This window comes from Kocuria sp. WN036 (assembly GCF_002287015.1).
In the GTDB taxonomy this organism is placed as follows: domain Bacteria; phylum Actinomycetota; class Actinomycetes; order Actinomycetales; family Micrococcaceae; genus Kocuria; species Kocuria rosea.
Genome location: NZ_NSKF01000012.1, coordinates 14448 through 41140 on the forward strand (window position 1 = coordinate 14448; position 26693 = coordinate 41140).

A 26693-nucleotide genomic window follows, 5' to 3' on the forward strand; every position below is an offset into this window, starting at 1 on the left:
CCTCCCCGTTATCCTGGACAACTGTGACCAACGCGCAGAACACCTCCCCGACCGCCCAGGCAGAGGCCGAGCAGGCCGAGCTCTCGGACCAGATGCAGTTCCGCCTCGCCAAGCGCGCCCGGCTCCTCGAGTCGGGCCGGGAGGCCTACCCCGTGGGCGTGGAGCGCACGCACACCCTCGCCGAGGTGCGGGAGGCCCACGGCCACCTCGAGCCCGGCGAGGAGACCGGGCAGTTCGTCGGCGTGGCCGGGCGCGTGGTCTTCGTGCGCAACACCGGCAAGCTGTGCTTCGCCACCCTCCAGGAGGGGGACGGCACCCGCCTGCAGGTGATGCTCTCCCTGGCGAAGGTGGGGGAGGAGTCCCTGGGCGAGTGGAAGTCCCTCGTGGACCTCGGCGACTTCGTCGCCGTGCACGGCGAGGTGATCGCCTCCCGCCGCGGCGAGCTCTCCGTGATGGCCGACGCCTGGACCATGGCGTCCAAGGCGCTCCGGCCCCTGCCCACGCTGCACAACGAGCTCAGCGAGGAGACCCGGGTGCGCCGGCGCTACCTCGACCTCATCGTCCGGCCCGAGGCCCGCGACGTCGTCGTGCAGCGGGCGCGGATCATCCAGACGGTGCGCAACGTCCTGGTGGAGCGCGGCTACGTGGAGATCGAGACGCCGATCCTGCAGCTCGTGCACGGCGGGGCCACGGCCCGGCCGTTCGAGACGCACCTCAACGCGTTCGACCAGGACATGACCCTGCGCATCGCCACGGAGCTCTACCTCAAGCGCGCCGTGGTCGGCGGGATCGAGCGGGTCTTCGAGATCGGGCGGGTCTTCCGCAACGAGGGCGTCGACTCCTCGCACAGCCCCGAGTTCACCACCCTGGAGGCCTACGAGGCCTACGCCGACCAGTTCACGATGGCCGAGCGGATCAAGGAGATCATCCTCGCGTGCGCCGACGCCCTGGGCGTCGACACCATCGAGACGGACAAGGGCACGATCGACCTGCGCGGGGAGTGGCGCTGGCTGTCCGTCTACCCCGCCCTCTCCGAGGCCGTGGGGCAGCGGATCACCCCGGAGACCCCCGTGGAGACCCTGCACCGGATCGCCGAGGAGCACGAGGTCCCCGTCGGCCCGATGTGGGACGCGGAGAAGTACGTGCTCGAGCTGTTCGGCGAGATCGTGGAGCCCACCCTGGTCCAGCCGACCTTCGTGTGCGACTACCCGCCCTCGGCGCAGCCGCTCGCCCGCCAGCACCGCTCCGAGCACGGCCTGATCGAGGCGTGGGACCTGATCATCGGGGGGATGGAGCGCGGCACGGCGTTCTCCGAGCTGATCGACCCCGTGGTCCAGCGCGAGCGGCTCACCGAGCAGTCCCACCGGGCCGCGGCCGGCGACGACGAGGCCATGCGGCTGGACGAGGACTTCCTGCGCGCCCTCGAGCACGGCGCCCCGCCCATGGGCGGCCTGGGCCTGGGCCTGGACCGGCTCATCATGCTCTTCACCGACCTGGGGATCCGGGAGACCATCCTGTTCCCCCTCATGAAGCCCGAGCAGGACTGAGCCCGGGCCGCGGCCGTGCCGCGGCCCCTCGCCGTCCCCAGCCTCCGCCCAGATCTCCCCGGGAGAATCGCACCCATGGAATACATCGCTGTCCTGCTGCCCTCGATCAGCATCGGCATCATCTTCTGGTTCATCCTCCGCTGGATCTTCCGCGGCGACCGCACGGAGCGCGCCGTCGAGTCCCGCTCGCAGGAGGACGCCGAGCGCTGGTACGAGGAGCTCAAGCAGCGCGACGGCGAGGACCTGCCGTTCGGCCACTCCCCGCGCCGCGGCCGCCGGACGGAGCGCTGAGCTCCCAGCCCCCGCCGCACCGTCTTTCGAATGAATTCGAATTGGCGCCCTGTTTGTCCGCCTTTTCGTGCTGTTGAATTCCGCCCGGTAATTGTAGGATAAACTCGACGACGCCGGGTGTTCGGGTCCGTCGGAGTTCTCCGGAATTCACGATCAGGATCATCCGGTATCACACGGGGGAATCAGCACCGCCTCAGGAAGCGCCGCTCTCGGCGCGGCCGGGCAGAGACGAGCGCCGAAAGGCGGAGGAGAGTTCCAGTTATGGCACAGACCGTGCAGATCATTCTCGAGGACGACCTCGACGGCGGGCCCGCGGAGGAGACCGTGCGCTTCGGCCTCGACGGCGCGCAGTACGAGATCGACCTCTCCGAGGAGAACGCCGCCAAGCTGCGCGACGCCGTGCGGCCCTTCATCGCCAAGGCCCGGCGCGCCCAGCAGGGCAAGCAGACGTCCAAGCAGGCCCGGCCCACCGGCAAGTCCAATCCGGACACCGCCGCCATCCGGCAGTGGGCCCGAGAGAACGGCCACCCGGTCTCCGACCGCGGCCGTATTCACCAGGACGTGCAGAAGGCGTACTACGACGCCCACAAATAAGAGCGCGCGTTCCGCGTCCGGCGGAATAGAGGAGGGGCCGGTCCGCCGGTCCCTCCTTTCCCTTTTCCTTCCGCCGGGCCCGTGCCCCTATCGGCCGCCGCGGGGCCCGGGCACGAAATGCCCCGGCATTCTTTTGATGACCTGCGCCTTTGCCGGTGCGGACGCGAACACCGGCATTTCCCCCGAGCTGTTCCGGGGACGGCCCGCGCCCCGGCCGTCCGGTCTTCTCGCCGGTGGCGAACAGCCCCCCCGATCACCCCCTCGGGTGCGTAGCATCGGGTGCAGACATCGACTGAGGAGTATCCATGTTCGAACGCTTCACCGACCGCGCCCGCCGGGTCGTGGTGCTGGCCCAGGAAGAGGCCAGGATGCTCAACCACAACTACATCGGCACCGAGCACCTGCTGCTCGGGCTGATCCACGAGGGCGAGGGAGTGGCCGCCAAGGCGCTCGACTCGATGGGCATCACCCTCACCGGCGCCCGCGAGCAGGTCCAGGACATCATCGGACCGGGCCAGCAGGCCCCGTCCGGGCACATCCCCTTCACCCCCCGGGCCAAGAAGGTCCTCGAGCTCTCGCTGCGCGAGGCCCTCCAGCTCGGCCACAACTACATCGGTACCGAGCACATCCTGCTGGGCATCATCCGCGCGGGCGAGGGCGTGGCGGCGCAGGTGCTGACCAAGCTCGGCGCGGAGCCCCAGAAGGTGCGCTCCACCGTGCTGGAGCTGATCTCCGGCTACCAGGGCGGGGGCACCCCCGAGAAGGAGGGCGCCGGCGTGCGCTCGGCCGGCCAGTCCGAGGGCACGCCCGCGGGCTCGGCCGTGCTGGACCAGTTCGGCCGCAACCTCACCGCGGCCGCCCGCGAGGGCAAGCTGGACCCCGTCATCGGGCGGTTCCGCGAGATGGAGCGGGTCATGCAGATCCTCTCCCGGCGCACCAAGAACAACCCGGTGCTGATCGGCGAGCCCGGCGTGGGCAAGACCGCGGTGGTCGAGGGCCTGGCCCAGGCCATCGTGCGCGGCGACGTCCCGGAGACGCTCAAGGACAAGCACCTCTACACCCTGGACCTCGGGTCCCTGGTGGCGGGCTCCCGCTACCGCGGCGACTTCGAGGAGCGGCTCAAGAAGGTGCTCAAGGAGATCCGCACCCGCGGGGACATCATCCTGTTCATCGACGAGATCCACACCCTCGTGGGCGCCGGCGCGGCCGAGGGCGCGATCGACGCCGCCTCGATCCTCAAGCCCATGCTGGCCCGGGGCGAGCTGCAGACGATCGGCGCCACGACCCTCGACGAGTACCGCAAGCACATCGAGAAGGACGCGGCTCTCGAGCGCCGCTTCCAGCCGATCCAGGTGGACGAGCCCTCCGAGGCGCACGCCGTGGAGATCCTCAAGGGCCTGCGCGACAAGTACGAGGCGCACCACCGCGTCTCGATCTCAGACGACGCCCTCGAGGCGGCGGTGCACCTGGCCGCCCGGTACGTCTCCGACCGGTTCCTGCCGGACAAGGCGATCGACCTGATCGACGAGGCCGGTGCGCGCCTGCGCATCAAGCGGATGACCGCCCCGCCGGAGATCAAGGAGCTCGACGACCGCATCGTCGAGGTCAAGCGGCTCAAGGAGGCCGCGATCGACGGTCAGGACTACGAGAAGGCCGCCTCGCTGCGCGACACGGAGCAGAAGCTCATCGCGGAGCGGGACGACAAGGACCGTGCCTGGCGCGAGGGCGGCGACGAGCTCGCCGAGGTGACCCCCGAGGTCATCTCCGACGTCCTCTCCGCCTCCACGGGAGTGCCCGTCTACAAGCTCACCGAGGAGGAGACGGGCCGTCTCCTGCACATGGAGGACGAGCTGCACAAGCGCATCATCGGCCAGGACGACGCCATCAAGGCGCTCTCCCGGTCGATGCGCCGCACCCGGGCGGGCCTGAAGGACCCCAAGCGCCCGGGCGGGTCGTTCATCTTCGCCGGGCCCACGGGCGTCGGCAAGACCGAGCTCGCGAAGGCGCTGGCGGAGTTCCTGTTCGGGGACGAGGACGCCCTCATCACCCTGGACATGTCCGAGTACCAGGAGAAGCACACCGTCTCCCGGCTCTTCGGCGCCCCTCCGGGCTACGTGGGCTACGAGGAGGGCGGCCAGCTCACCGAGAAGGTGCGCCGCAAGCCGTTCTCGGTGGTGCTCTTCGACGAGGTCGAGAAGGCGCACCAGGACCTGTTCAACTCGCTGCTGCAGATCCTCGAGGACGGTCGCCTGACCGACTCGCAGGGCCGGGTGGTGGACTTCAAGAACACCGTGATCATCATGACCACGAACCTGGGCACCAAGGACATCTCCCGTGCCGTCCCGGTCGGCTTCCAGACCGGCGTGGACCCCGCGTCCAACTACGAGCGCATGCAGGCGAAGGTGCAGGACGAGCTCAAGGAGCACTTCCGGCCCGAGTTCCTCAACCGCGTGGACGAGATCATCGTCTTCCCGCAGCTCACCGAGAACGAGATCGTGCAGATCGTGGACCTGTTCGTGGCCCGGCTGCAGGAGCGGCTGCGCGACCAGGGCATGTCGATCGAGCTCTCCGACGCCGCGAAGCGGTGGGTCAGCCGCAAGGGCTACGACCCGTCCATGGGCGCCCGCCCGCTGCGCCGCACCATGCAGCGGGAGATCGAGGACCAGCTGTCCGAGAAGATCCTCTTCGGGGAGATCAGCACCGGGGAGAAGATCTTCGTGGACACCGAGGGCGAGGGGGACGCGGAGAAGCTGACCTTCTCCTCCACCCCGATGTCCGACCTCACCGGCGACGGCATGGTCGACCCGATGGGCGGCCTCGAGGACGTCGACGTCGCCCGCGGCGACGGTGAGAACCGCTCCGAGGGCTGAGCCGGCCCGGTGCCCGCCGAGGGGCCCGTCGCGCAACCGCACGGCGGGCCCCTCGGCGTCCGCCCAAGTGGGGACGGTCACGCAGGCCGGCTCCGGCGGGCCGGCGGAGTTCGCAAGCGTACACTGGGGGTCGTGACCGACCTGCGCCTCCGACCCGCCCGCACCTCCGACGTCCCCGCCATCAAGGACCTCGTGGCCCCCCTGGCGCGCGCCGGGGTGCTGATCAACAAGGACACGGTCGCCTACTACGAGGGCATCCAGGAGTTCCTGGTGGTGGAGGCGGTCGGCGACGAGCAGGCCGGTCTCGTCGGCTGCGGCGCCCTGCACGTGATGTGGGAGGACCTGGGCGAGGTCCGCACCCTGGCCACCTCCGACGAGTGGCGGGGCCGCGGGGTGGGACGCACCCTGCTGGCCGGGCTGATCGAGCGGGCCCGCGCCGTGGGGGTCTCGCGCGTGTTCTGCCTGACCTTCGAGGTCGACTTCTTCAGCCGGCACGGCTTCGAGGTCATGCCCAACCAGAACCAGGTGCACCCCGACGTGTTCGCCGAGCTGCTGCGCTCGCACGACGAGGGCGTCGCCGAGTACCTGGACCTCGCCCGGGTGAAGCCCAATACCCTCGGCAACACCCGGATGCTGCTCCAGCTCAGCCCGGAAGACTGACCCCGGACGGTCCCGCGGCGGCCAGCCCGTCCCGCAGCAGCCCGTCCAGGGCGCGCCGGCGCTGCTCCTCCGGGGCGCCCAGCCCGTGCAGGGCGTCCAGGGCCCGCAGGGCCTCCGGCGCCAGACCCGCGCCCGTGGCGACGTCCACGGGGCCCGTGAGGGAGGGCGCCGGCACCGGCGCGGACCCGGCCCGCAGCACGGCCATGATCGCCCCGCGGACCTGGCGGTCCGTGCCGTGCCAGGCCTGGCCGCGGGGCGCCTCGACGGGCTCGGGCCGGCCCGCGGCGACCCACGCGCACGCGTCCCGCACCGGGCACTGCTCGCAGCGGGGGGAGCGGGCCGTGCAGACGAGGGCGCCGAGCTCCATCACGGCCTGGTTCCAGCGCACGGCCAGGGCGTCGTCGGCGGGCATCAGCTCCTCCGCGAGGCGCAGCTCCGCGGCGGTCAGCGACCGCGAGGGCAGGGCCCGCCCCGTGACCACCCGGGCGTGCACGCGGCGGATGTTCGTGTCCACCACGGTCTGCCGGTCGCCGAAGGCGAAGACCGCGATCGCGGCGGCCGTGTAGGCGCCCACCCCGGGCAGGGCCAGCAGCAGCTCGTGCGCGGCCGGCACCCGGCCCCCGTGGTGCTCGGTGATCTCGACGGCGGCCGCGTGCAGCCGCAGGGCCCGCCGCGGATAGCCGAGCCGGCCCCAGGCGCGCACGGCCTCCCCGGTGCTCTCCGCCGCGAGGTCCGCGGGCCGCGGCCAGCGCTGCATCCACGCCCGCCACACGGGCAGCACGCGCACCACGGGCGTCTGCTGGAGCATGAACTCGCTGACCATGACCCCCCACGGGGAGTAGGACGGGTCCCGCCACGGCAGGTCCCGGGCGGCGTCGTCGAACCAGTCGGTCACGGCCCGGTGCAGGCCCGGCGGAGCGGGCTCCGCGGCGGCGGTCGGGGCAGTGTGCGGGGAGCTCATCGCAGTCCACTGTAGCCTGGGAGCATGGCGCAGAAGGGTTCCGGGAGCACCCCCCACGGACGGTCGGGGAACGGTCACGACGACGACGGACGAGCTCCCCGCGACCCCGGATCCCGGCGCTTGAGCCCCGAGGTGTACCGGCGCCGCCGGCTCGTGGCGGCCCTCGCGGCGGGCGTGCTGCTGGTGCTCGTGGCGGTGGGACTGGTCTCCGCGGTCGCGGGCATGCTCGGCTCCGGGGAGACGGAGGACGTCCCGGCGCCGGAGGCCGCCACTGCCTCGGCCGCCGCGGCCTCGGAGGAGCCCTTCGCGGACTTCACCCCGCGGCCGGACGAGAGCGCGTCGGCGTCCGGGTCCGCGTCCGGGTCCGCGTCCGCGCCCGCCACGGAGGGGCCGGTCGAGGAGTGCGGCCCCGACCTCGCCGTGCGGGCGTCGACGGACCGGGAGAGCTACCCGGAGGACGTCGAGCCGGTCCTCGAGCTGACCCTGGAGAACACCGGGGAGGACCCCTGCCGCGTCAACGCGGGCACGTCCCAGATGATCTACGAGGTGACCTCGGGGGCGGACACCGTCTTCGACAGCAGGCACTGCCAGGCCGGCTCCGAGGACGCGGAGGTGACGGTCGAGCCCGGACAGGAGAAGGTTGCCCGGCTGACGTGGAACCGCCTGCGCACCGCCGAGGGCTGCGCGGAGGCGGGGGGCGAGGCCCAGGCCGGGTACTACCGTCTCGTGACGTCCCTCGGGGAGCGCACCGCGGAGCCCGTGCCGTTCGTCCTGGAGTGAGCGCGCCGCGCGCGGCTCACATGAAGCGTTCGAGCAGGCTGGTCTCGGCCATCCGGGAGAGGGACTCGCGCACCGTGCGGGCCCGCTGCTCGCCGATGCCCTCGACCGCCTTGAGGTCCTCCAGGTTGGCGGCCATCAGGGACTGCAGGCCGTCGAACTGGCGCACCAGCCGGTTGGCGACCGCCCGCGGCATCGACTTGATGCCCTCCAGCAGCCGGTAGCCGTGCGGGTGCAGGTCCGTCTCGAGGCTGCCCTGCGGCTCGACGAGACCCACCGACACCGCGATCCGCTGCAGGTCGATGAGCTCCGTGGGCGTGAGCTCGGCCAGCCGCCCCAGCCCCTCCTCGATGCCCTCCGCGGGGGTGCCGTCGGGCAGGTAGTCGCGCAGCACCACGTCCGGCCCCGGGCCGGTGCCCGCGGTGAGCTCCTCGAGCTGCAGCGCGATGAGCCGCCCGTCCACGCCGAGCTCGAGCACGTACCAGCCGATCTCGGAGGAGATCCGCCGGACCATCTCCATGCGCTGGAGGGTCAGGGCCACGTCCCGCACCGTCACGGACGCCTCGATCTCGAGCGAGGAGAGGTTGCCGAGCACCTGCTCCATCCGGTGGCTGTAGTGCTCGAGGGTCTGCAGGGCCTGGTTGGCGCGGGCCATGATCGACTGGGAGCCCTCGATGGCGTACCGGGTCTCGCCCACGTAGATCGTGATGACGCTCATGGACTGGCTCACGGAGATCACCGGCACCCCGGTCTCCTTGGCGGTGCGCTCCGCGGAGCGGTGCCGGGTGCCGGACTCCGTGGTGCCGATCGAGGCGTCGGGGACCAGCTGCACCCCGGCCTTCAGGATGCGGGTGGCGTCCCGGTCGCAGATGATGGCGCCGTCCATCTTGGCCAGCTCCCGCAGCCTGGGCGCGGTGAAGTCGGTGTCGATGTCGAAGCCGCCGGAGCAGATGGCCTCGACGGAGCGGTCGAAGCCGAGCACGAGCAGCCCGCCCGTGCGCCCGCGCAGGATCCGCTCGAGACCGGTGCGCAGTTCCGTGCCGGGTGCGATGCGGGCCAGCGTCTTGCGCAGTGCGTTCTCAGGGGTCTTCGCCACGGTCACATCATACGGCCGCGGCGGTCTGCCGGTTCCGGGCGGGCGCGGCGGCGGACCGGGGGAAGAGCAGCTCCATGGCGTCGCTGATCGTGGTCACCTCCCGGACAGTGAACCCCGCCGGGACGGGGCCCGGGCCGGTGGGGCTCGCGGGCACGACCGCGTGGGTGAAGCCCAGCCGGGCGACCTCCTGGATGCGACGCCCGATGCCGGGGACGGGCCGCACCTCGCCGGCCAGGCCCACCTCCCCGAAGCACACCAGGCGCTGCGGCAGGGGCCGGTCCTGCGCGGCCGAAGCCAGCGCCATGGCCACGGCGAGGTCGGTGGACGGCTCCGTGAGCTTCACCCCGCCGACCGTGGAGACGTAGCAGTCCAGCCCGGCCAGGTTCACGCCGGCCCGCCGCTGCAGCACGGCGAGCAGCATGGCAACCCGCTGGGAGTCCAGGCCGGCGGTGGCCCGCCGGGGCTGGGCGGTGGAGGAGCGGTCCAGCAGCGCCTGCACCTCGGCGAGCAGGGGCCTGCGGCCCTCCAGGGTCACCGTGAGGCATGTGCCGGAGACGGGCAGGGCCGTCCGGGAGACGAACAGGCCCGAGGGGTCCTCCACGCTCGTGATCCCGGTCTCGGTGAGGTCGAAGCAGCCGACCTCGTCCGTGGGGCCGTAGCGGTTCTTGACCGCCCGCAGCAGCCGGATCCGGGAGTGCTTCTCGCCCTCGAACTGGCACACGACGTCCACCAGGTGCTCGAGCAGCCGCGGCCCGGCGATGGAGCCGTCCTTGGTCACGTGCCCCACGAGCAGCGTGGTCATGTTCCGCTTCTTGGCCGCGGCGATCAGGGAGGCGGCGACCTCCCGGACCTGCGTCACCCCGCCCGCGGAGCCCTCGACCTCGGCGCTGGCCAGCGTCTGCACGGAGTCGACCACGAGCAGGCGGGGGGAGATCTTCTCGATGTGGCCCAGCGCCGTGGCCAGGTCCGTCTCGGCGGTGAGGTACAGGGTGGGCGCCACGGCGTCGATCCGGTCCGCGCGCAGCTTCACCTGCGCCGCGGACTCCTCGCCCGTGACGTAGAGGACGTCGCGGGTGCCCTCGCCCGCGCCCTCCGCGAAGCGTGCGGCGACGTCGAGCAGCAGCGTCGACTTCCCGACCCCGGGCTCGCCCGCCATCAGCACGACCGCGCCGGGGACCAGTCCGCCGCCGAGGACCCGGTCCAGCTCGGGCACCCCGGTGGGCGCGGAGGCCGCCACCGTGGCGTCCACCTGGGCGATGGGACGGGCGGGCTCGGCGATCGACCGGGCGGCCGTGGTGCGGGCCTTGTGCTCGCCGATCTCCTCGACCGTGCCCCACGCCTGGCACTCCCCGCAGCGGCCCACCCACTTGGCGGTGCTCCAGCCGCACTCGGTGCAGCGGTAGGCGGGGGAGTTGCGGCGGGTGCGGGTGCTCATGGCGTCCAGGCTAGCCGCCGCCTCGGACGGCCCAAGCGCCGCGGCCGGCTCAGCGCAGGTCGAGGAAGGCGCGCAGCTCCGCGAACGCCCCGGGCACCACGGAGTAGTGCGCCCACTTGCCGCGCTGCTCGCGGGTGAGCAGCCCGGCCTCGACCAGCTTCTTCATGTGGTGGCTGACCGTGGGCTGGCTGATGCCGAGGTCGTCCGTGAGGCTGCAGACGCACACGGTGTCGCAGCCCTGGGCGGCCACGTGGGAGAGCAGGCGCAGCCGGGTGGGGTCGGCCAGGGCCTTGAGCAGGCCCGCCACGCGCCGGGCGTCGTCGTGACCCATGGGCCCGCCCGAGAGCGAGCAGCACTCCGTGGCCGGCGCGCCGGGGGCGCACCGGTCGGCGGTCCCGGCGTCGGCCGTGCTGTCGAGGTCCGGAGCGGGAGTCATCCCCCCATCCTACATTGACGGGCGTCGATGTGACCCGTACTGTGCGGGATAGATGCCCGTCGATGTGAAGAGGTTCGCCCGCCCATGAGCACCACCACCGCCTCCGCTGCCTCCCACGGGGTGATGAAGGACCTGTCCTTCCTCGACCGCTGGCTGCCCGCCTGGATCATCGCGGCCATGGTCGCCGGCCTGCTGCTCGGTCGCTTCGTCCCGGGCTTGAACACCGCCCTGGAGGCCGTGCGGATCGGCGAGGTGTCGCTGCCCATCGCGATCGGGCTGCTGGTGATGATGTACCCGGTGCTGGCCAAGGTCCGCTACGACGAGACCCACCGCGTGGCCGGCGACAAGCGCCTGATGGGGGCGTCCCTGGTGCTGAACTGGATCGTCGGGCCGGCGCTGATGTTCGCCCTGGCCTGGATCTTCCTGCCCGACCTGCCCGAGTACCGCACGGGGCTGATCATCGTGGGCCTGGCCCGCTGCATCGCGATGGTGCTGATCTGGAACGACCTCGCCTGCGGGGACCGGGAGGCCGCCGCCGTGCTGGTGGCGGTCAACTCCGTGTTCCAGGTCATCGCCTTCGGCGCCCTGGGCTGGTTCTACCTCCAGGTCCTCCCGGCCTGGCTGGGCCTGCCCACCACCTCGGCCGAGTTCTCGGTGTGGTCGATCGTGCTGAGCGTCCTGGTGTTCCTCGGGATCCCGCTGGTCGCCGGGTTCCTCACCCGCACCCTGGGCGAGAAGGCCAGGGGCCGGGAGTGGTACGAGACCACGTTCCTGCCCAAGCTCGGTCCCTGGGCCCTGTACGGGCTGCTGTTCACCATCGTGCTGCTCTTCGCCCTGCAGGGTGACGCCATCACCTCCAACCCCTGGGACGTGGCCCGGATCGCCCTGCCCCTGGTCGTCTACTTCTTCCTCATGTTCGGGGTGGCCCTGCTGGCCTCCCGGGCGCTGGGACTGAACTACGCGAAGTCCACCACCGTGGCGTTCACCGCCGCCGGCAACAACTTCGAGCTCGCCATCGCCGTGGCCATCGGCACCTTCGGAGTCACCTCCGGACAGGCCCTGGCGGGCGTGGTCGGCCCCCTCATCGAGGTGCCCGTGCTCGTCGCGCTGGTCTACGTGTCCCTGTGGGTGGGCCGGAAGCTCTTCCCCGGCGATGCCACCGTCCCCACCCGCTGACCCCCATATCCAGGAGCAACCGTTGAGCGAGACGACCCAGCCCTCCGTCCTGTTCGTGTGCGCCAAGAACGGCGGCAAGTCCCAGATGGCCGCCGCCCTCATGGAACACCACGCCCGTGGGGCGGTAGAGGTCCACTCCGCCGGCACGAAGCCCGGCAGCAAGATCAACGCCCTGTCCGCCGAGGTGGTCGCCGAGGTCGGTGCGGACATGTCCTCCGGAACGCCGAAGCTCATCGACCCCGAGCTGCTGCGCCGGGTCGACCGGGTGGTCGTACTGGGCGATGAGGCGAGGGTCGAGCCGGTCGAGGGGATGACCGGAACGATCGAGACCTGGCACACCGACGAGCCCTCCGTCCGCGGCATCGAGGGCGCGGAGCGGATGCGCCTGGTCCGCGACGACATCGACACCCGGGTCCGGCGGCTGCTGGACGAGCTGACCGCGGAGCGCACGGACCGGCCCAGCGTCCTGTTCGTGTGCGTGCACAACGCCGGGCGCTCGCAGATGGCCGCCGCCTACCTCAGCCACCTCTCCCGGGGGCGCATCGAGGTGCGCTCGGCCGGCTCCGCGCCGGCGGACTCCGTGAACCCGGCCGCCGTGGCGGCGATGGCCGAGGAGGGCATCGACATGAGCGCCGAGACCCCCAAGGTCCTCACCGACGAGGCCGTGCAGGACTCCGACGTGGTCATCACCATGGGCTGCGGGGACGCGTGCCCGTTCTACCCGGGCAAGCGGTACGAGGACTGGGCGCTGGCGGACCCGGCGGGGAAGGGCGTGGAGTCCGTGCGCCCCATCCGGGACGAGATCAGGGCCCGGATCCAGCAGCTGATCGCGGAGCTCCTGCCCGGCGAGACCGCCGGCTGAGGGGCCTCGGGGCCGAGACCGTCCCGGCTCAGGCGCGGTCCCAGCCCTCGAGCCGGGGGAGCTGGTCCCGCGCCTCGTCGTGCGTCATCCCGGCCGCCTCCAGCAGGTCCACGACCATCGGGCGCATGTCCAGCACCAGGGTCTCACCCTCCATGGTGCGCACCCCCATCTGCCCGGGGTGCAGGCGCCCGGCCACGTTCGCCAGCTCGTTGCGTGCCTGGCGAAGGTAGCTCTCCCGGGAGCCGGGGGAGGCCACCGCGAGCGCGTTGCCCAGGGTGACGACGGCGTCCGCGAGGTCCTCGAGGGCGGCGCTCATGGCGGCCACGGCCTCGTCGGAGAGCGTCACGTGGTTGAGCACGGAGGCGAGGCGGCGGGTGAGCACCCGGGCGTTGCGCACGGCGAGGTCCAGGTAGCGGATGGAGTGGGCGATCCCCTCGACCTCCGCGCGGCGGCCGCGGTAGAGCGGCGAGGCCGTGGCGATCTCGAGGGCCGACTTCAGTCCGGACGTCACCGAGTCCACCAGCGGCTGGGTCTGCCGGGCACGCACGAGGGCGTGCCAGGCGGCGGTGGCGTCGTAGTCCTCCATGGCCCGGCTCGCCTCCCGGAGCACCCCGGAGAACTCGTCGACGAGCGCCCGCAGGCCTTGGCGCGGCTGGCTCCGCGGGTCCGTGGGCACGAAGTAGGCCATGGCCAGGGCGCACAGCCCGCCCACGACCGCGTCCGTGGACCGCGCGAAGACCCCGTCCTGGGACGGCGGCAGCAGGACCACGAGCACCGACTGCAGCCCCATCTGGGTGGTGAACAGCGTGCCGTTGTCCAGGAAGCGGGCGAGCAGGATCGAGGTCATCAGGACCACGCCGGCCTGCCAGACGCCCGTGCCCAGGACGTGGATCAGCGTGTCCCCCACGGCGATGCCGAGGGTGCAGCCGATCGAGACCTCGAGGACCCGCCGGTAGCGCAGCCCGTCCTTCGCGAAGCCCAGGGCCACGAGGGCCGCGGTGGCCGCGAAGATGGGCCCGGAGTGGCCCAGCAGCTGCTCCGCGATCACGTAGGCGCCGACGCTGGCGACCGTGATCTGGAAGCTCTGGAGCAGCCCCGTCCGGACCCGCGTCACACCGATCCGGGTGCGGCTGCGCACCGCGCGGGCCGCGGCTCGCGCACGGTTGCCTGGCTGCATGGGGCCATCCTAGGCGAGCAGCACGGGACCGCCGGTGCGGGGGGCCGGAGCCCCCGCACCGGGCCGGGATCGGGTGGGCGCGGTGTGAGATGTGCAACGACGGCACGGCTGCGGGGGGCGGTGTTCACCCTCCGTTCACCTTCACGGGCCAATCTGGCCACCTGCGCTCCCTAGCGTCTCTCGGTGAGAGGTCCGCGGCCCGCCCGCAGATCCACCTCTCGCACCGGCCCGGAACTCTGCCGGCGCCACATCGAACGACGGCCCCTCGACGGGGCACCACTGTGATCTGAAGGGGCTACTCAAGTGAAGGTTTCCCACCTCGGCCGTTCCGCAGCCGTTCTCGCCATCGGCTCGCTCGCGCTCACCGCGTGCGGTTCGGACAACGCCACGGGCGAAGGCTCCGGCTCCACCGAGACCTCGGCCGCCGGCGCCGGCGTCTCCGGCACGCTGACGGGTATCGGCGCGTCCTCGCAGCAGGCCGCCATGACCGCGTGGCAGAACGGTTTCCAGGAGGCCAACCCCGAGGCCACGGTGCAGTACTCCCCGGACGGCTCGGGTGCCGGCCGCGAGGCCTTCACCGCCGGCGGGGCGGACTTCGCGGGCTCCGACGCCTACCTCGACGACGAGGAGTACGAGGCGTCGAAGGAGGTCTGCGGCCCCGACGGCGGCTTCCACGTCCCGGCCTACATCTCCCCGATCGCGGTGGCCTTCAACCTGCCCGGCGTCGACACCGTGAACATGGACGGCGAGACCATCGCCCAGGTCTTCACCGGCGAGATCACCGAGTGGAACGACCCCGCGATCGCCGAGCAGAACCCCGACGCGGAGCTGCCGGAGACCCCGATCACCGTGGTGCACCGCAACGACGAGTCCGGCACCACCGAGAACTTCCAGGAGTACCTGGCCGCGGCCGCCCCCGGGGTGTGGACCGAGGAGGTCTCCGGCAACTGGCCGTCCCAGTGGGCCGCGGAGAACAACAAGGGCACCGCCGGAGTGGTCCAGTCCACCACCGCCACCGAGGGCGCCATCACCTACGCGGACGCCTCCGCCGTGGGCGACCTCGGCACCGTGGCCGTGGGCGTCGGCGAGGAGTATGTGAACTACTCCCCGGAGGCCGCCTCCGCCGCCGTCGAGAACTCCTCCCCGGTCGAGGGCCGCGCCGAGTACGACATGGCGATGGACCTGGAGCGCGACACCACCGAGTCCGGGACCTACCCGATCGTGCTCGTGTCCTACGAGATCTTCTGCCCGCAGTACGATTCCCAGGAGACCGCTGACCTCGCGAAGGCGTTCGGCGAGTACGTCATCAGCGAGGAGGGGCAGCAGGCGGCGTCCGAGGCCGCCGGTTCCGCTCCCATGTCCGAGAGCCTGCGCACCGCCGCGCAGGAGGCGATCGACCAGATCACGGTCGCCGGCTGATCCAGTTCTGCTGGTCCCGTTCGGTGCGGGCCCGGGCCCTTCCGCCCGTGCCCGCGCCGAACGGGACATTCGTGTGTGAGGCGCCTTCCCCGTGAGGCGCGTCACCGGACCCACGCGCCGGGGCACCACCCCGTCCCGGCGCCATCCGTGTCAGGCAATCGAAGGGGCACCCGACATGTCCACCACCGTCACCACCAGGAAGACCGCCGCCGGCGGCAAGGCGGGCGACTCGATCTTCTCCGGGCTCAGCCTCGGGGCCGGCGTGCTGATCCTCGCCGTCCTGGCGGCCGTGGCGCTGTTCCTGTTCCTGCAGGCGCTGCCCACCTTCCAGGCCCCGGCCGAGGAGATCTCCGGCGGGGCCGGCTTCTGGTCCTACATCTGGCCGATGGTCATCGGCACGGTGATCGCGGCCGTGATCGCCCTGGTGATCGCCACCCCGATCGGCGTGCTGGTGGCCCTGTACATCTCGCACTACGCGCCGGCACGGATCGCCAAGCCCGTGGGCTACGTCATCGACCTGCTGGCGGCGATCCCGTCGGTGATCTACGGAGCCTGGGGCACCACGGTCCTGGCCTCCTCGGTGGTGCCCTTCTACGACTGGCTCTCGACCAACCTCGGATTCGTCCCGATCTTCGGCGGCCCCGCGTCCCAGACCGGCAAGACCATGCTCACGGCCGGGATCGTGCTGGCCATCATGATCCTGCCGATCATCACGGCGATGTCCCGGGAGCTGTTCGTGCAGACCCCGAAGCTCCACGAGGAGGCGGCGCTGGCCCTCGGCGCCACCCGGTGGGAGATGATCCGGATGACGGTGCTGCCCTTCGCCCGCCCCGGCATCATCTCCGCGGTGATGCTCGCCCTGGGGCGCGCGCTGGGTGAGACCATGGCGGTGGCCCTGGTGCTCTCGAGCGGACCGCTCACCGCGTCCCTCGTTCAGTCCGGCAACCAGACCATCGCGGCGGAGATCGCCCTCAACTTCCCGGAGGCCTACGGCCTGCGGCTGTCCGAGCTCATCGCCGCCGGACTGATCCTCTTCGTGATCACCCTGGTCGTGAACATGATCGCCCGCGCCATCGTCGCCCGCTACAAGGAATTCTCGGGAGCCAACTGATGTCCTCCACCGCCTTCCGCAGTCCCACGCCCGTGCGCCCGTCCTCGCCCCGCCGGTCGATGCTCACCCGCAACCAGAAGCCGAAGTGGCTGGTGCCCGTGATCGGTGCCGGCGCCGTGGTGGTGGGCGCCGCCCTCGCGGCGCTCCTGGGCTTCTCCACGGCCCTCTGGGCCGTTCTCGCCGCCGCGGTCTTCCTGGTCGCCGCGCCGATCGTCGTCTCGATGATCGAGGGCGGGCGCAAGGGCGCGGACTCCCTGATGACCTACCTCGTCTACACGGCCTTCGTCCTCGCGGTGATCCCGCTGATCTCCGTGATCTGGACGGTGCTCGCCAACGGGCTCCCCGGGCTGACCTCCAACCTGCTGCTGACGTCCATGAACGGTGTCACCGGCGCTACGGACAACGCCGCGGCCGCCGGGGACGGCCCGGTGCTGGGCGGTGCGTACCACGCGATCGTGGGCACCGTGTCCATCACCTTCTGGGCCACCCTGCTGTCGGTCCCGATCGGCCTGCTGACGGCCATCTACCTCGTGGAGTACTCGCGGGGCGGCTGGCTGGGGCGGGGCATCACGTTCTTCGTGGACGTCATGACGGGCATCCCCTCCATCGTGGCCGGCCTGTTCGCCGCGGCCCTCTTCGGCCTCCTGTTCGGCCCGTCCACCCGCTTCGGCTTCGTCGCGGCGGTCGCGCTGACCGTGCTGATGATCCCCACGGTCGTGAAGAACACCGAGGAGATGCTGAAGATCGTCCCCAACGAGCTCCGCGAGGCCGCCTACGCCCTGGGCGTGCGCAAGTGGCGGACGATCCTCAAGGTGGTCATCCCCACGGCGATCTCCGGGATCGCCTCCGGCGTGACCCTGGCGATCGCCCGGGTCATCGGGGAGACCGCTCCGCTGCTCGTCACCGCCGGCTTCGCGACCGCCATCAACTGGAACTCGTTCTCCGGGTGGATGACCACGCTGCCCACGTTCATCTACTACCAGATCATGACGCCCACGTCCCCGACGAGCCCGGACCCCTCGCAGCAGCGGGCGTGGGCCGCGGCGCTGCTGCTGATCCTGATCGTGATGCTGCTCAACCTCGTCGCCCGACTGGTCGCGAGGGCGTTCGCTCCCAAGGTCGCCGGCCGCTGACGCGCCCCGCACCCCGATCCCGCACGCACCCCTGCGAGAAAGAAGCAAGGAACACACATGTCCAAGCGAATCGACGTCGACCACCTCAATGTCTACTACGGCGACTTCCTGGCCGTCGAGGACGTCGGCATGGGGATCGACGCCCGGTCGGTGACCGCGTTCATCGGCCCGTCCGGCTGCGGCAAGTCGACCTTCCTACGCACCCTCAACCGCATGCACGAGGTCATTCCCGGCGCCCGCGCCGAGGGCCAGGTGCTCCTCGACGGGGAGGACCTCTACGGCCCCGGCGTGGACCCCGTGGTGGTGCGCTCCATGATCGGGATGGTCTTCCAGCGCCCCAATCCGTTCCCCACCATGTCCATCCGCGACAACGTGCTCGCGGGCGTGAAGCTCAACAGCAAGCGGATCTCGCGCGGTGACGCCGACGCGCTCGTGGAGAGCTCCCTGCAGGGCGCCAACCTGTGGAACGAGGTCAAGGACCGCCTCGACAAGCCCGGCTCGAGCCTCTCCGGCGGCCAGCAGCAGCGCCTGTGCATCGCCCGGGCGATCGCGGTCAAGCCGGACGTGATCCTCATGGACGAGCCGGCCTCCGCCCTGGACCCGATCTCCACGCTCGCGATCGAGGACCTGATCAACGAGCTCAAGCAGGACTACACCGTGGTGATCGTGACCCACAACATGCAGCAGGCCGCGCGGATCTCGGACCGGACCGCGTTCTTCAACATCCAGGGCACCGGCAAGCCGGGCAAGCTCATCGAGTACGGCCCCACCTCCGAGATCTTCAGCAACCCCCGGGAGAAGCAGACGGAGGACTACGTCTCCGGCCGCTTCGGCTGAGCCGCCCCGGCACCGACGACGACGGGCGCCGGTCACCTCCGCGGAGGCGACCGGCGCCCGTCGTCGTCGGTGCGCCCGCCCCGGCAGGCAATGCTCCGGGGCCGGCGGCCCGGGGCCCGCGGCGGCGCCGCTGCGGCGTCTAGAGCAGCGGTGAGAGGGCGAGCAGGAGCGTCCCGGAGAGCACGCCGCAGGCCGGGACGGTGAGGACCCACACCAGCAGGACCCGCCGCACCACCCGGACGTTGACCGTGTGGAAGCGCTGCTGCCGTCCCGCGCCCAGGATCGCGGCGGCCGTGGTCTGGGACGTGGACATCGGCACGGGGATCAGCGTCCCGCCCAGGAACAGCAGGGACCCGGCCACGCCCTGGGCCACCGCGCCGCGGAACGGGTCGATCGTGATCATCCGGGAGGACAGGGTGTAGGCGATCCGCCAGGCCCCGAACAGGGTGCCCACGGCCAGTCCGGTCGCCACGAGCAGGAACAGCCAGGGGCCGGCCCCGCCCGCCAGCGGGTCCTGGAGGCCGGCGCACAGCAGCAGCGTGGCGAGGACCCAGACGGCTCGGCGGCCGTGGTGGATGCCGTGCCCGAAGGAGACGGCCGCCGCCCCGATGGCCAGGACGAGCCGGGAGCGGAACGTGGTGGCGTCCGGCTCCGAGTGCCGCAGCAGGTGCAGCAGGGGGACCACGAGCACCCAGGCCCCGGCGTAGGCGACCAGCGGCGCCAGCACCAGGGGCACGACGACCTGGTAGAAGGCCGTGGCCGTGAGCGGGTCCACCGCCGGGAGCCCCACGGCGCGGGCGCCCAGCAGGGCGCCGAGCAGCCCGCCGGCCAGTGCCGTGGTCGAGGAGCTGGGCATGCCCCACCGCCACGTGAGCAGGTTCCAGCCGATCGTGGTCACCAGGGCGCAGACGATCGTCGCGGAGCCCACCACGCTGTGCGGCACGGGGACGCCCGTGATGACCCAGTCCGCGAGCAGGTACGCGGCGGCCCACACGCCGGCGACGTTGACGAGGGCGGTGAACACCAGGCCCACCCGGGGCGTGAGCGCGCGGAAGCGCACCGGCAGGGCGAGGGCGTTGGGGGCGTCGTGGAAACCGTTGACGACGGTGTGGGTCACGGCCAGGGCGATCCCGAGGACGGTCAGGGCCGTCAGCACGGGCTCAGGACTCCGCCACGACGATGCGGCCCACCTCGGTCGAGACCCGCACCAGGGCCCGGGCGGCCCCGGCGAAGCGCCGGACGGCGCGCTCGCGCCGCATCGCGGGGATCGCCTTGTGGTTCTCGAGCAGGTGGCCCATGTGCAGCTGGTAGATGCGCTCGGACTGCTTGCCCAGCCGGAGCATCTCGTACCAGTAGTCGTCCAGGCCCTGGAGGCTGCCGAGGTCGCGCATCGCCCGGGTGGTCAGCTCGGACATCCGCTCGATCACCCCGAGCTGGTCCGTGGCGTAGGAGGGCGGCCGGCTGAGGGCGTAGGCGACGTGCGCCTCCGCGACCGCCAGCAGCTCCTCCGCGGCCTTGTTGAGCCAGTGGCCCAGGATGTAGACGTCCTGCCGGGGGATGGGGATCACGAACGTGGAGCGCACCGTGGTCATCACGGAGAAGTACAGGTCGGTGGAGCGGGCCTCGCACTCGCGGATCGCGTCGAGGGTCGCGGTGTCCGTCTCGGGGGAGCCCATCAGCTCGGACAGGAGCCGCACGGTCTCCGTCACCTGTCCCGACATGTCGGCCAGCAGGTCCAGGACCAGCTCGTCCTCCGGGAAGATGCGAAGCGCCATGTGTTGACCGTCCTGGGCGTCGTGACCTGCGCCGCGGAGCACGGCGGATCCCACTGTACATGGGGCCGCCGGGCGGCCCGGGGGCGGCCCGTGGTCCCGGAAGGAGGAGGGGGCGGTGCCGGACCGGGAGCGCCTCTCGGCGGAAGGCCGCTCGTGGCGGCTATGTGATGGAGCCCGGGGCTGCCGCGGCCCGGCACCTGGGTTCCATGGTAGTCGACGTGCTCGTGGGGCCAAGTCCTGCGGCTGTGGGCTCCCGCACGGCGGGACCTCCGCACGCCCGGACGGCGGGGCTCAGTCGAGGTGGCCGCGGCGCCACTGGTGCGCCGCGGCCTCGAGCTCCTCCGCGGTCCGCTCGAGCCGCTGGGTGAGGGCCACGGTGCTCGGCGCCCGGGCCGCGTCCGGGTCCACGACCGGCATCTGCCCGGTGTCCGCCAGCCGGATCCGGCCGAGGGCGATCACGCGGCAGAAGGCCGCGAACCGGTCCAGGGCGACGTCGAACTCCCCGTTGAACGCGCCGGAGAGGATCGCGTCCGCCATCGAGGTGATCTCGTCCGCCCCGGGGGGCTCCGCGACGCCGGCCACCACGTGCGAGACCTGCGCGGTGCCCCGTCCCGCCGTGAAGTAGCGGCCCATCCGCACCGGGTCCTTGCGCACCCCCGCCCGCAGGGCGTAGAGCCGCCAGAGGGCCCCGGGCAGGGACACCGCCGGGGCCTCGGCCCACATCTCGGCGATCCCCTCCAGGCCCTGCTCGTCGGTCAGCTCGATGAGCCGCCGGCTGATCTCGGGATCGTCGCTGGCGCGCCCGCGGGAGACCAGGGCGTGGGCGGCGAGGTGGGCCGCCTCGGACACGCGGGCCGGGTCGGGGCCGCCCTCGTGCGCTTCGAACTGCTCCGGGGAGAACTTCACCGGCTTGTGGTGGCGGGGCGCGTCGCTCATGCGTCCAGCGTACGGCCGTGGCCCGCGGCGGGCCACGGAGCGCTCACCAGTCGCTGGTCGAGGCGTGCACCGCCGCGTCCCGCCACTGCTGGTCGGTCTGCTCGAAGCCGTCCCGGGCCAGCGCCTTCCACAGCCGCAGCCCCAGGGCGGGCTCCTCCTGCTCGAGCTCCGCGAGCGCCTGCGGGAGCAGCACCCGCGCGGTGACGTCGGTGACGGCGCTCAGGGTCGCGTGCTGCTTGTTCCCGGTGCCGAGGGCCAGCTCCCCGAAGCTCATCCCCGGGCCGAGGACCTGCAGCTCGATCCGCTCGCCGGTGGGCGTGCGCAGGGACATCGACACGCTGCCGCTGACGATGAGGTGGATGCCGGCGAAGTTCTGCCCCGTGCGCAGGATGTTCTCCCCGGCCGCCCACGTCCGCTCGACGGTCCGGGCGCGGAGGTCCCGGGCGTCCTCGGGGTCCAGCCGGGAGAACAGCTCGGACTCCACGGGCTTCACCCGGGACGGGGTGCACTCCGGGCCGCCGTGCTCCTCGAGCAGCCGGTCCTCGACCCACTTGATGGCCGCGGCCCGGCTGGGGAACACCTCGAGCGGCGGTTCGCCCCCGAAGGAGCCGGCGAAGCCCGGGTCCGTGGCCACCGCCACCACGGTGCGGCCCGCCGCCTGCAGCTCGGCCCGGGTCTTGGCCAGGAGCGGCATCGCGTACTCCGCGATCACGTCCACCCGGCGCATGTCCACCACCACGTACGAGGCCTCGTAGGCGACGTCGCGGACGGTGCGGATCGCGGTCTCCGTGCCCGTGAACAGCAGGTCGCCCTGGAGCTCCACGACGACGGCGTCCTTGCCGTGGTCGGCCAGCACCGCCTCGGCCTCGGCGTTGCGGCGGACCAGGGAGGGGGACTGGTCGATCGGGTAGCTGGCGCGCACCGTGGAGCGGGCCACGCGGGCGGTGTGGGTGAAGTGCAGGTCGAGGTCCTGGGAGAGCCGCTCGCAGGCGAGCACCCCGCGCACGCTGTTGCCGTGCCGGTCCAGCGCAGGGGAGAAGGTCGCCACGGCCAGCTCCCCGGGCAGGACGGCGATGATGCCGCCGCCCACCCCTGACTTCGCGGGCAGGCCCACCCGGACCATCCACTCGCCGGCGTCGTCGTACATGCCGCAGGAGCTCATCACGGACAGCACCCGGGAGACCGTGTCGACGTCGAAGACCTCGTCCCCGGTCAGCGGGTTGGTGCCGCCGTTGGCGAGGGTCGCGCCCATCAGGGCGAGGTCGCGGCACGTGATCAGCACCGAGCACTGGGCGAAGTAGTCCTCGAGGGCCTGGGTCGGGTCCCCCTCGATGATCCCGGCGGAGGCCAGGAGGTAGCCGAGGGCGCGGTTGCGGTCCCCGGCGGCGTGCTCCTGGGCGAGGACCTCGGGACTGATCGCCAGGTCCCGGCCCGCGCACCGCGAGTAGGCCTCGCGGATCCGGTCCCGGCGCAGGTCGCGGTCGCTGTCGGGGACGAGCCACGTGGAGGCGATCGCACCGGCGTTGATCATCGGGTTGGCGGGGCGTCCCGTGCCGGGCTGGAGGGAGATCTCGTTGTAGGCGTCCCCGCTCGGCTCCACGTCCATCTTCGCGTGCACCGCCTCCGCCCCGAGGTCGGACACGGCGAGCGCGTAGGTGAACGCCTTGGAGATCGACTGGATGCTGAACTCGTCCCGGGTGCTGCCGGCCTCGTACACGTGGCCGTCCGCGGTGGCGATGACGACGCCGAAGCGCTCGGTGTCGGCCTGGGCCAGGGCGGGGATGGAGGAGCTGGGCTCGCCGCCGCGGACGTCCCGCAGCTGCTCCACCACCTGCTCGAGGTACTCGGTGACGGCCGACGGACCGAAGAGCTCCGTCTCTGTGCGTGCTTCTTCCTCGGTGCTCGGGTGCGGCACGGTCGGTCCTCCGGTCGAATCGGCATGGGTGGCACGGGACTGCCCACCACTCTAGGCGTCCGGCTCCCGGGGGGACCGTGCGGTAGAGTGGTGCCCGCTCCGGACCGGCCGCCCCGCGCTCGCCGGTGGAGCACGGGCCTCTAGCTCAGCTGGTAGAGCAGTGGACTTTTAATCCATGGGTCGTGGGTTCGAGCCCCACGGGGCCCACCCGCGACAGAACCCCATCGCTCCCGGTGCGCCCGGGGCCGGTGGGGTTCTCTGCTCCCCCGCGGCGGGCGACCCGGTGCGCGGGGGGCGCCCGGCGGCGCCGGTGGTGCTACTGGTCGAGCAGGGCGAGGGCCTCGCCGATGCGGTCGTGCAGGGCCCTGGCCTGCTCCACGGTCCACGCCTCGTGGCCGATGTGCAGGACGAGCCCGTCACGGTGGGCGTAGGAGCCGTCCGCGGTGGTGATGACCTCCCAGGTCTCCAGGAGCGCGACCGCCGACGGGCCGGCGAGGGACCGGGCGGGCAGCTCCCGCGAGTTGGTGACCGTCTCGGGGTCGGTCAGCTCCTGATGGGTGGCCCAGCGGGGGCGGGGAACGAGAGCGGTGTTCTCGTACATGGGGGAACCTTCCAGGGAGAGGGGGTATGCCCATGTTTATGCATGTGAGAGCCCGGGGGCACCCGTGGCCCGCGCGTGTCGCCGAGGGATCGAGGTGTGGACATCCGTCGGCATCCCCTGCACTTTTGTCCGGCCGGACGCCGGCGTCCTCCCGCCCGGGCCGTGCTACGGCCCGTCGAGCTGCTCGGAGGGAGTGGGGACCGACTCGGGGCCGGGCGGGTCCGGGGCCGGAGCCGCGGACCCGGTGCCCGGATCCGTGGGCAGGCCGTCGGGCGTCGGGGTCGGCGTGGCGGTGACCGGGGGAGGAGGACTGAAGGAGGTGGGGGAGGCACCGGGGGTGCTCGCCACCTCCTCCGGCCGGTCGTCGCACCCGGTCAGCGTCAGCGCGAGCAGGGCCACGGCCGGAACGGTGCGGCGCATCGGGGGAGCCTCTCTGTCGGGGACCTCTCCACGGTAGCCCGACGGCCCGCAGTGTCGGGGGAAGGGCGGCGGATGACGTTCCCGGACCGGAGCCCCGCAGGACGCACCCGTCCGGGATGTGCGAGGATCCGGGGACCAGGACGCCGACCGGCAGGAGCCGCCATGTCCGAGCGAAGCAGCGAGCGCACCGCGCTGATCCTGCTCTCCGCGACCGCGGTGCTGCTGCTCGCGGGCCAGCTGCTCACCTGGTCCTCGGAGGACGGGGTGTTCAGCGCCTTCGTGTTCGTGCTACTGCTGCTCTGGGCCGGGGTGATCGCCGTCCGGGTGGTCCGCTTCGTCCGGCGCGACCGGCGACCGGAGGACCTTGGACCCGACGACCCGGTCTAGGGGGCGGCCGCGCGCTGGTCCCAGCCGCCGGCGAGCCGCTTCCGCACCGCCGCGACCGTGTCCCGCGCCGAGCGGCCGACACCGACGAGGGTTGCCGATCCCGGACCCGTCCAGTCCCCGTACCCCACGAGGTACAGGCCGGGCACCCGGGTGGAGGCCGTTCCCTCGGTGCGGATCCGCCCGTCGTCCTCCCGCAGGTGCAGGGGCCGCAGGTGCCGGAGGGCCGGGCGGAACCCGGTGCACCACACGACGGCGTCCACGGGCTGCTCCCGGCCGTCCGTCATGACCACGCCGTGCGCGGTGAAGCGCGTGAACATCGGCCGGGGGTCGAGCACCCCGGCGTCGCGGGCGCGGCGCACGGAGGGAACGGCCACCACGTCGCCGAGGCTCGCCACCCCGCCGGGATCCGGCCGGCCCGCGGCGAGGGCCTGCGCGCGCAGCGTGGCCACGCGGAACAGCTCGCGCCCGTCGACCTCGTCGGGGAGGTAGCGGGGCGGGGCGTTGGTGCACCACGTCAGCTCGCACACCTCGGCGAGCTCGGCGGCGATCTGCGCCCCCGAGTTCGCCCCGCCGACCACGAGCACGCGGCGGCCGCGGTACCGCGCCGGCCCCTCGTAGTGGGCGCTGTGCACCTGCTCGCCGCGGTACTCCCGCTGCCCGGGGAGGGCAGGCCGGAACGGCTGCGACCACGTGCCGGTGGCGCTCACGACGGCGCGCGTCCGCAGCTCGCCGTCGTCCGTCACCAGGCGGAACCCCGCCCCGTCACGGTGCACGGCCCGCACCCGGACCGGTCGCCGGACGGGCAGCCCGTAGCGCTCCTCGTACCGGTACAGGTAGTCGACCACGTGCGCGGCGTCCGGGGCCGCCCCGGCCGTGTCCGGCATCGGGTGCCCGGGCAGGGACGAGTACGCGGCGGGGGAGAACAGCCGCAGCGACGGCCAGACGTGCCGCCACGCCCCGCCCGGCGCCTCCTGCTCGTCGAGGAGCGCGAAGGACAGGCCGGTGCGCCGGAGGTGGTAGCCCACGGCCAGTCCGGCCTGCCCGGCGCCCACCACGGCGACGTCGAGGACCTCGCCCACGTCCGTGCTCCCGTCCCGGCCGGTCAGCGGAGGGTGATCGAGTCGAGGGCGGCCTGCGCCTCGGCGGTCAGGTTCTCCGGCAGCGGGGCGCTCTTGACGGCCTCCGAGGAGGCCTGCTGGCCCTCCTCGCTGACCACGTAGTGTCCGAACTCCTTGGCCAGCTCGAGGACCTCCGGGTCCCCGTAGCTGCTGCAGTAGATGTGGTAGGAGACGAGGACCACCGGATAGGCCCCGGGCGCGTCCGGCTCGCGGTCCAGCTCGAGGGCGATGTCGTGCCGGCCGGTGCCCTCCACCCGGGAGGCCTCGCCGACCGCGGTGCCGGCCGCCTCGCCGGACACGGCCACGTACTCGGAGCCCACCTTCACCCGGGCCTTGCCGAGGGAGTCGTCCACGAGCGAGTCGTCCGCGTAGGTGACGGCGCCCTCGGTCTCGGCCGTGAGGCTCACCACCCCGGCGTTGCCCTGGGAGCGCTCCGTGGGCAGCCCCGCCGGCCAGCCGCCGTCCTCCTCGTCCGTCCACACCTCGGGGACCACCGAGTGCAGGTAGTCGGTGAAGTTCTCGGTCGTCCCCGAGTCGTCCGCGCGGGCGATGGGCGTGATCGGCAGGTCGGGCAGCTCCACGCCGGAGTTCTGGGCGGCGATGGCCGGGTCGTCCCACCGGGTGATCTCGTGGCGGAAGATGCCCGCGATGGTCGCGGCGTCGAGGTCGAGCTCCTGGATGCCGGGCAGGTTGAAGGCCACGCTGATCGGGGAGATGTAGACGGGGATGTTCAGGGCGCCACCGGGGCCGCAGAAGTCCCGGACCTCGGCCTGCTCCTCCTCGTCCAGGTAGGCGTCCGAGCCGGCGAAGTCGGTGCCGCCCCCCACGAGCGCGCTGCGCCCCGCCCCGGAACCCGCGGAGAGGTACTGCACCTGCGCGTCCGGGTGCATCGACTCGAAGCCGCTCCGCCACGTCAGCATGGCGGCGTTCTGCGCCGAGGAGCCCACCCCGGTGAGGATCCCGGACAGGTCCGAGCCGCCCTCTTCCGCGGCGCGGCGCTGCTCCTCGCCGAGGGGGTAGTCCGAGCCGCACCCGGTCAGCGCCGCCAGGGCCAGGACCAGGGCCGGGGCCGCGCCGGCCCGCAGCGCACGGCCGGTCCTGTTCCGTCGGCGCGGTCGCGAAGCGTTGAGCATGGGGAGGTCTCCTCGAGGGCGGTCAG

The 26693-nt window shown here is 72.4% G+C and carries 26 protein-coding genes, 1 tRNA gene and 1 pseudogene; 15 read left to right on the forward strand and 13 right to left on the reverse strand.

Translation table 11 applies throughout. The features are described 5' to 3' along the window. Positions 1-23: 23 nt before the first annotated feature. The 5 genes from lysS (at position 24) to CK505_RS09155 (ending at position 5962) form a co-directional block, all read left to right on the forward strand. On the forward strand, positions 24-1547 hold the full coding sequence (gene lysS / locus CK505_RS09135; protein WP_095650873.1) for a lysine--tRNA ligase: 1524 nt from the start codon (positions 24-26) through the stop codon (positions 1545-1547). 75 nt (positions 1548-1622) lie between these two features. Further along, positions 1623-1838 (forward strand): hypothetical protein, encoded by a 216-nt coding sequence (locus CK505_RS09140; protein WP_017832026.1) that lies wholly within the window; start codon positions 1623-1625, stop codon positions 1836-1838. 261 nt (positions 1839-2099) lie between these two features. Continuing rightward, positions 2100-2432 carry an Lsr2 family protein gene (locus tag CK505_RS09145; protein ID WP_017832025.1) on the forward strand — a complete coding sequence of 111 codons (333 nt, stop codon included), beginning with the start codon at positions 2100-2102 and terminating at the stop codon, positions 2430-2432. Between the two features lie 305 nt (positions 2433-2737). Beyond that, entirely contained in the window at positions 2738-5302 is a 2565-nt protein-coding gene (locus tag CK505_RS09150) for an ATP-dependent Clp protease ATP-binding subunit (RefSeq protein WP_035926045.1), read from the forward strand. A 132-nt stretch (positions 5303-5434) separates the two neighbouring features. Further along, a complete protein-coding gene (locus tag CK505_RS09155) occupies positions 5435-5962 on the forward strand; it encodes an amino-acid N-acetyltransferase (protein WP_017832023.1) in 528 nt (175 codons plus the stop codon). Here CK505_RS09155 and CK505_RS09160 read toward each other — a convergent pair. Next, positions 5946-6923, reverse strand: coding sequence for an A/G-specific adenine glycosylase (locus tag CK505_RS09160; protein ID WP_095650874.1), 978 nt, complete (start codon positions 6921-6923; stop codon positions 5946-5948). The two genes, CK505_RS09155 and CK505_RS09160, sit on opposite strands and share 17 nt — an antisense overlap. A 120-nt stretch (positions 6924-7043) precedes the next feature. Between CK505_RS09160 and CK505_RS09165 the strand changes: the two genes are divergently transcribed. Beyond that, complete coding sequence (locus tag CK505_RS09165) at positions 7044-7703, forward strand: hypothetical protein (protein ID WP_244915726.1); 660 nt, start codon at positions 7044-7046, stop codon at positions 7701-7703. A gap of 16 nt (positions 7704-7719) precedes the next feature. On the opposite strand, the gene disA is transcribed toward CK505_RS09165, so the two are convergent. From disA to CK505_RS09180, 3 genes are read right to left on the reverse strand one after another with little or no spacing between them, the layout of a single operon-like run. Then, the gene (disA, locus tag CK505_RS09170; protein ID WP_031282255.1) at positions 7720-8796 is read right to left on the reverse strand and encodes a DNA integrity scanning diadenylate cyclase DisA; all 1077 of its coding nucleotides are present in this window, start codon (positions 8794-8796) and stop codon (positions 7720-7722) included. A gap of 7 nt (positions 8797-8803) precedes the next feature. Beyond that, positions 8804-10231, reverse strand: a complete 1428-nt coding sequence (radA, locus tag CK505_RS09175) for a DNA repair protein RadA (RefSeq protein WP_095650876.1) — start codon at positions 10229-10231, stop codon at positions 8804-8806. Between the two features lie 49 nt (positions 10232-10280). Then, the gene (locus tag CK505_RS09180; RefSeq protein ID WP_017832018.1) at positions 10281-10667 is read right to left on the reverse strand and encodes a helix-turn-helix transcriptional regulator; all 387 of its coding nucleotides are present in this window, start codon (positions 10665-10667) and stop codon (positions 10281-10283) included. 84 nt (positions 10668-10751) lie between these two features. Here CK505_RS09180 and arsB point away from each other — a divergent pair, with 84 nt between their 5' ends. The 3 genes and pseudogenes from arsB (at position 10752) to CK505_RS18865 (ending at position 12705) form a co-directional block, all read left to right on the forward strand. Continuing rightward, positions 10752-11843 (forward strand): ACR3 family arsenite efflux transporter, encoded by a 1092-nt coding sequence (gene arsB, locus CK505_RS09185; protein ID WP_095650877.1) that lies wholly within the window; start codon positions 10752-10754, stop codon positions 11841-11843. Then, a pseudogene (locus tag CK505_RS18860) lies at positions 11821-12258 on the forward strand (low molecular weight phosphatase family protein); the annotation flags it as partial. The gene arsB and the pseudogene CK505_RS18860, both read left to right, overlap by 23 nt. An 18-nt stretch (positions 12259-12276) precedes the next feature. Continuing rightward, positions 12277-12705 (forward strand): arsenate reductase ArsC, encoded by a 429-nt coding sequence (locus CK505_RS18865; protein WP_051063706.1) that lies wholly within the window; start codon positions 12277-12279, stop codon positions 12703-12705. A 28-nt stretch (positions 12706-12733) separates the two neighbouring features. Here the strand turns inward: CK505_RS18865 and CK505_RS09195 are convergent, their stop codons facing one another. After that, on the reverse strand, positions 12734-13882 hold the full coding sequence (locus CK505_RS09195) for an aromatic acid exporter family protein (protein ID WP_017832015.1): 1149 nt from the start codon (positions 13880-13882) through the stop codon (positions 12734-12736). A 303-nt stretch (positions 13883-14185) separates the two neighbouring features. Here CK505_RS09195 and pstS (CK505_RS09200) point away from each other — a divergent pair, with 303 nt between their 5' ends. The 4 genes from pstS (CK505_RS09200) (at position 14186) to pstB (ending at position 18382) form a co-directional block, all read left to right on the forward strand. Then, positions 14186-15301, forward strand: coding sequence for a phosphate ABC transporter substrate-binding protein PstS (pstS, locus tag CK505_RS09200; protein WP_035926066.1), 1116 nt, complete (start codon positions 14186-14188; stop codon positions 15299-15301). Positions 15302-15476: 175 nt separating this feature from the next. Then, the gene (pstC, locus tag CK505_RS09205; protein ID WP_017832013.1) at positions 15477-16412 is read left to right on the forward strand and encodes a phosphate ABC transporter permease subunit PstC; all 936 of its coding nucleotides are present in this window, start codon (positions 15477-15479) and stop codon (positions 16410-16412) included. Beyond that, positions 16412-17545, forward strand: a complete 1134-nt coding sequence (pstA, locus tag CK505_RS09210) for a phosphate ABC transporter permease PstA (protein WP_017832012.1) — start codon at positions 16412-16414, stop codon at positions 17543-17545. The genes pstC and pstA overlap by 1 nt, the downstream gene beginning before the upstream one ends. Positions 17546-17602: 57 nt before the next feature. Beyond that, entirely contained in the window at positions 17603-18382 is a 780-nt protein-coding gene (gene pstB, locus CK505_RS09215) for a phosphate ABC transporter ATP-binding protein PstB (protein ID WP_095650878.1), read from the forward strand. Positions 18383-18521: 139 nt separating this feature from the next. Here pstB and CK505_RS09220 read toward each other — a convergent pair whose 3' ends face one another. The 4 genes from CK505_RS09220 to glsA all read right to left on the reverse strand — a co-directional run bounded on the left by CK505_RS09220 (position 18522) and on the right by glsA (position 23008). After that, positions 18522-19538 (reverse strand): inorganic phosphate transporter, encoded by a 1017-nt coding sequence (locus CK505_RS09220; protein ID WP_095650879.1) that lies wholly within the window; start codon positions 19536-19538, stop codon positions 18522-18524. Positions 19539-19542: 4 nt separating this feature from the next. Continuing rightward, positions 19543-20157: a DUF47 domain-containing protein gene (locus CK505_RS09225; protein ID WP_095650880.1), complete on the reverse strand. Its 615-nt coding sequence runs from the start codon at positions 20155-20157 to the stop codon at positions 19543-19545. Between the two features lie 291 nt (positions 20158-20448). Further along, positions 20449-21093 carry a hypothetical protein gene (locus CK505_RS09230; RefSeq protein ID WP_017832008.1) on the reverse strand — a complete coding sequence of 215 codons (645 nt, stop codon included), beginning with the start codon at positions 21091-21093 and terminating at the stop codon, positions 20449-20451. A 43-nt stretch (positions 21094-21136) separates the two neighbouring features. Beyond that, on the reverse strand, positions 21137-23008 hold the full coding sequence (gene glsA, locus CK505_RS09235; protein ID WP_017832007.1) for a glutaminase A: 1872 nt from the start codon (positions 23006-23008) through the stop codon (positions 21137-21139). 134 nt (positions 23009-23142) lie between these two features. On the opposite strand from glsA, the gene CK505_RS09240 reads away from it, so the two are divergent. Continuing rightward, positions 23143-23215: transfer RNA gene (locus CK505_RS09240), tRNA-Lys, on the forward strand. Positions 23216-23324: 109 nt separating this feature from the next. Here CK505_RS09240 and CK505_RS09245 read toward each other — a convergent pair. Then, positions 23325-23609, reverse strand: coding sequence for a hypothetical protein (locus CK505_RS09245; protein ID WP_017832006.1), 285 nt, complete (start codon positions 23607-23609; stop codon positions 23325-23327). Between the two features lie 165 nt (positions 23610-23774). Next, a complete protein-coding gene (locus tag CK505_RS09250) occupies positions 23775-24029 on the reverse strand; it encodes a hypothetical protein (protein WP_017832005.1) in 255 nt (84 codons plus the stop codon). A gap of 162 nt (positions 24030-24191) precedes the next feature. On the opposite strand from CK505_RS09250, the gene CK505_RS09255 reads away from it, so the two are divergent. Further along, complete coding sequence (locus tag CK505_RS09255) at positions 24192-24416, forward strand: hypothetical protein (protein WP_017832004.1); 225 nt, start codon at positions 24192-24194, stop codon at positions 24414-24416. Here the strand turns inward: CK505_RS09255 and CK505_RS09260 are convergent. Together CK505_RS09260 and pstS (CK505_RS09265) are read right to left on the reverse strand one after the other, a co-directional pair. Next, positions 24413-25495, reverse strand: a complete 1083-nt coding sequence (locus tag CK505_RS09260; RefSeq protein WP_095650881.1) for an ArsO family NAD(P)H-dependent flavin-containing monooxygenase — start codon at positions 25493-25495, stop codon at positions 24413-24415. The two genes, CK505_RS09255 and CK505_RS09260, sit on opposite strands and share 4 nt — an antisense overlap. 23 nt (positions 25496-25518) lie before the next feature. Next, entirely contained in the window at positions 25519-26667 is a 1149-nt protein-coding gene (gene pstS / locus CK505_RS09265) for a phosphate ABC transporter substrate-binding protein PstS (RefSeq protein WP_052132873.1), read from the reverse strand. Positions 26668-26693: the final 26 nt, after the last annotated feature.

Coding starts and splice junctions, on each gene's coding strand:
- CK505_RS09195 (WP_017832015.1), bottom strand. CDS start 13,882: ATGCAGCCAGGCAACCGTGCGCGAGCCGCGGCCCGCGCGGTGCGCAGC.
- CK505_RS09160 (WP_095650874.1), bottom strand. CDS start 6,923: ATGAGCTCCCCGCACACTGCCCCGACCGCCGCCGCGGAGCCCGCTCCG.
- CK505_RS09140 (WP_017832026.1), top strand. CDS start 1,623: ATGGAATACATCGCTGTCCTGCTGCCCTCGATCAGCATCGGCATCATC.
- CK505_RS09180 (WP_017832018.1), bottom strand. CDS start 10,667: ATGACTCCCGCTCCGGACCTCGACAGCACGGCCGACGCCGGGACCGCC.
- CK505_RS09145 (WP_017832025.1), top strand. CDS start 2,100: ATGGCACAGACCGTGCAGATCATTCTCGAGGACGACCTCGACGGCGGG.
- CK505_RS09245 (WP_017832006.1), bottom strand. CDS start 23,609: ATGTACGAGAACACCGCTCTCGTTCCCCGCCCCCGCTGGGCCACCCAT.
- CK505_RS09250 (WP_017832005.1), bottom strand. CDS start 24,029: ATGCGCCGCACCGTTCCGGCCGTGGCCCTGCTCGCGCTGACGCTGACC.
- CK505_RS09150 (WP_035926045.1), top strand. CDS start 2,738: ATGTTCGAACGCTTCACCGACCGCGCCCGCCGGGTCGTGGTGCTGGCC.
- pstS (WP_052132873.1), bottom strand. CDS start 26,667: ATGCTCAACGCTTCGCGACCGCGCCGACGGAACAGGACCGGCCGTGCG.
- pstA (WP_017832012.1), top strand. CDS start 16,412: ATGTCCTCCACCGCCTTCCGCAGTCCCACGCCCGTGCGCCCGTCCTCG.
- CK505_RS09230 (WP_017832008.1), bottom strand. CDS start 21,093: ATGAGCGACGCGCCCCGCCACCACAAGCCGGTGAAGTTCTCCCCGGAG.
- pstC (WP_017832013.1), top strand. CDS start 15,477: ATGTCCACCACCGTCACCACCAGGAAGACCGCCGCCGGCGGCAAGGCG.
- radA (WP_095650876.1), bottom strand. CDS start 10,231: ATGAGCACCCGCACCCGCCGCAACTCCCCCGCCTACCGCTGCACCGAG.
- CK505_RS09255 (WP_017832004.1), top strand. CDS start 24,192: ATGTCCGAGCGAAGCAGCGAGCGCACCGCGCTGATCCTGCTCTCCGCG.
- pstB (WP_095650878.1), top strand. CDS start 17,603: ATGTCCAAGCGAATCGACGTCGACCACCTCAATGTCTACTACGGCGAC.
- arsB (WP_095650877.1), top strand. CDS start 10,752: ATGAGCACCACCACCGCCTCCGCTGCCTCCCACGGGGTGATGAAGGAC.
- CK505_RS09225 (WP_095650880.1), bottom strand. CDS start 20,157: ATGGCGCTTCGCATCTTCCCGGAGGACGAGCTGGTCCTGGACCTGCTG.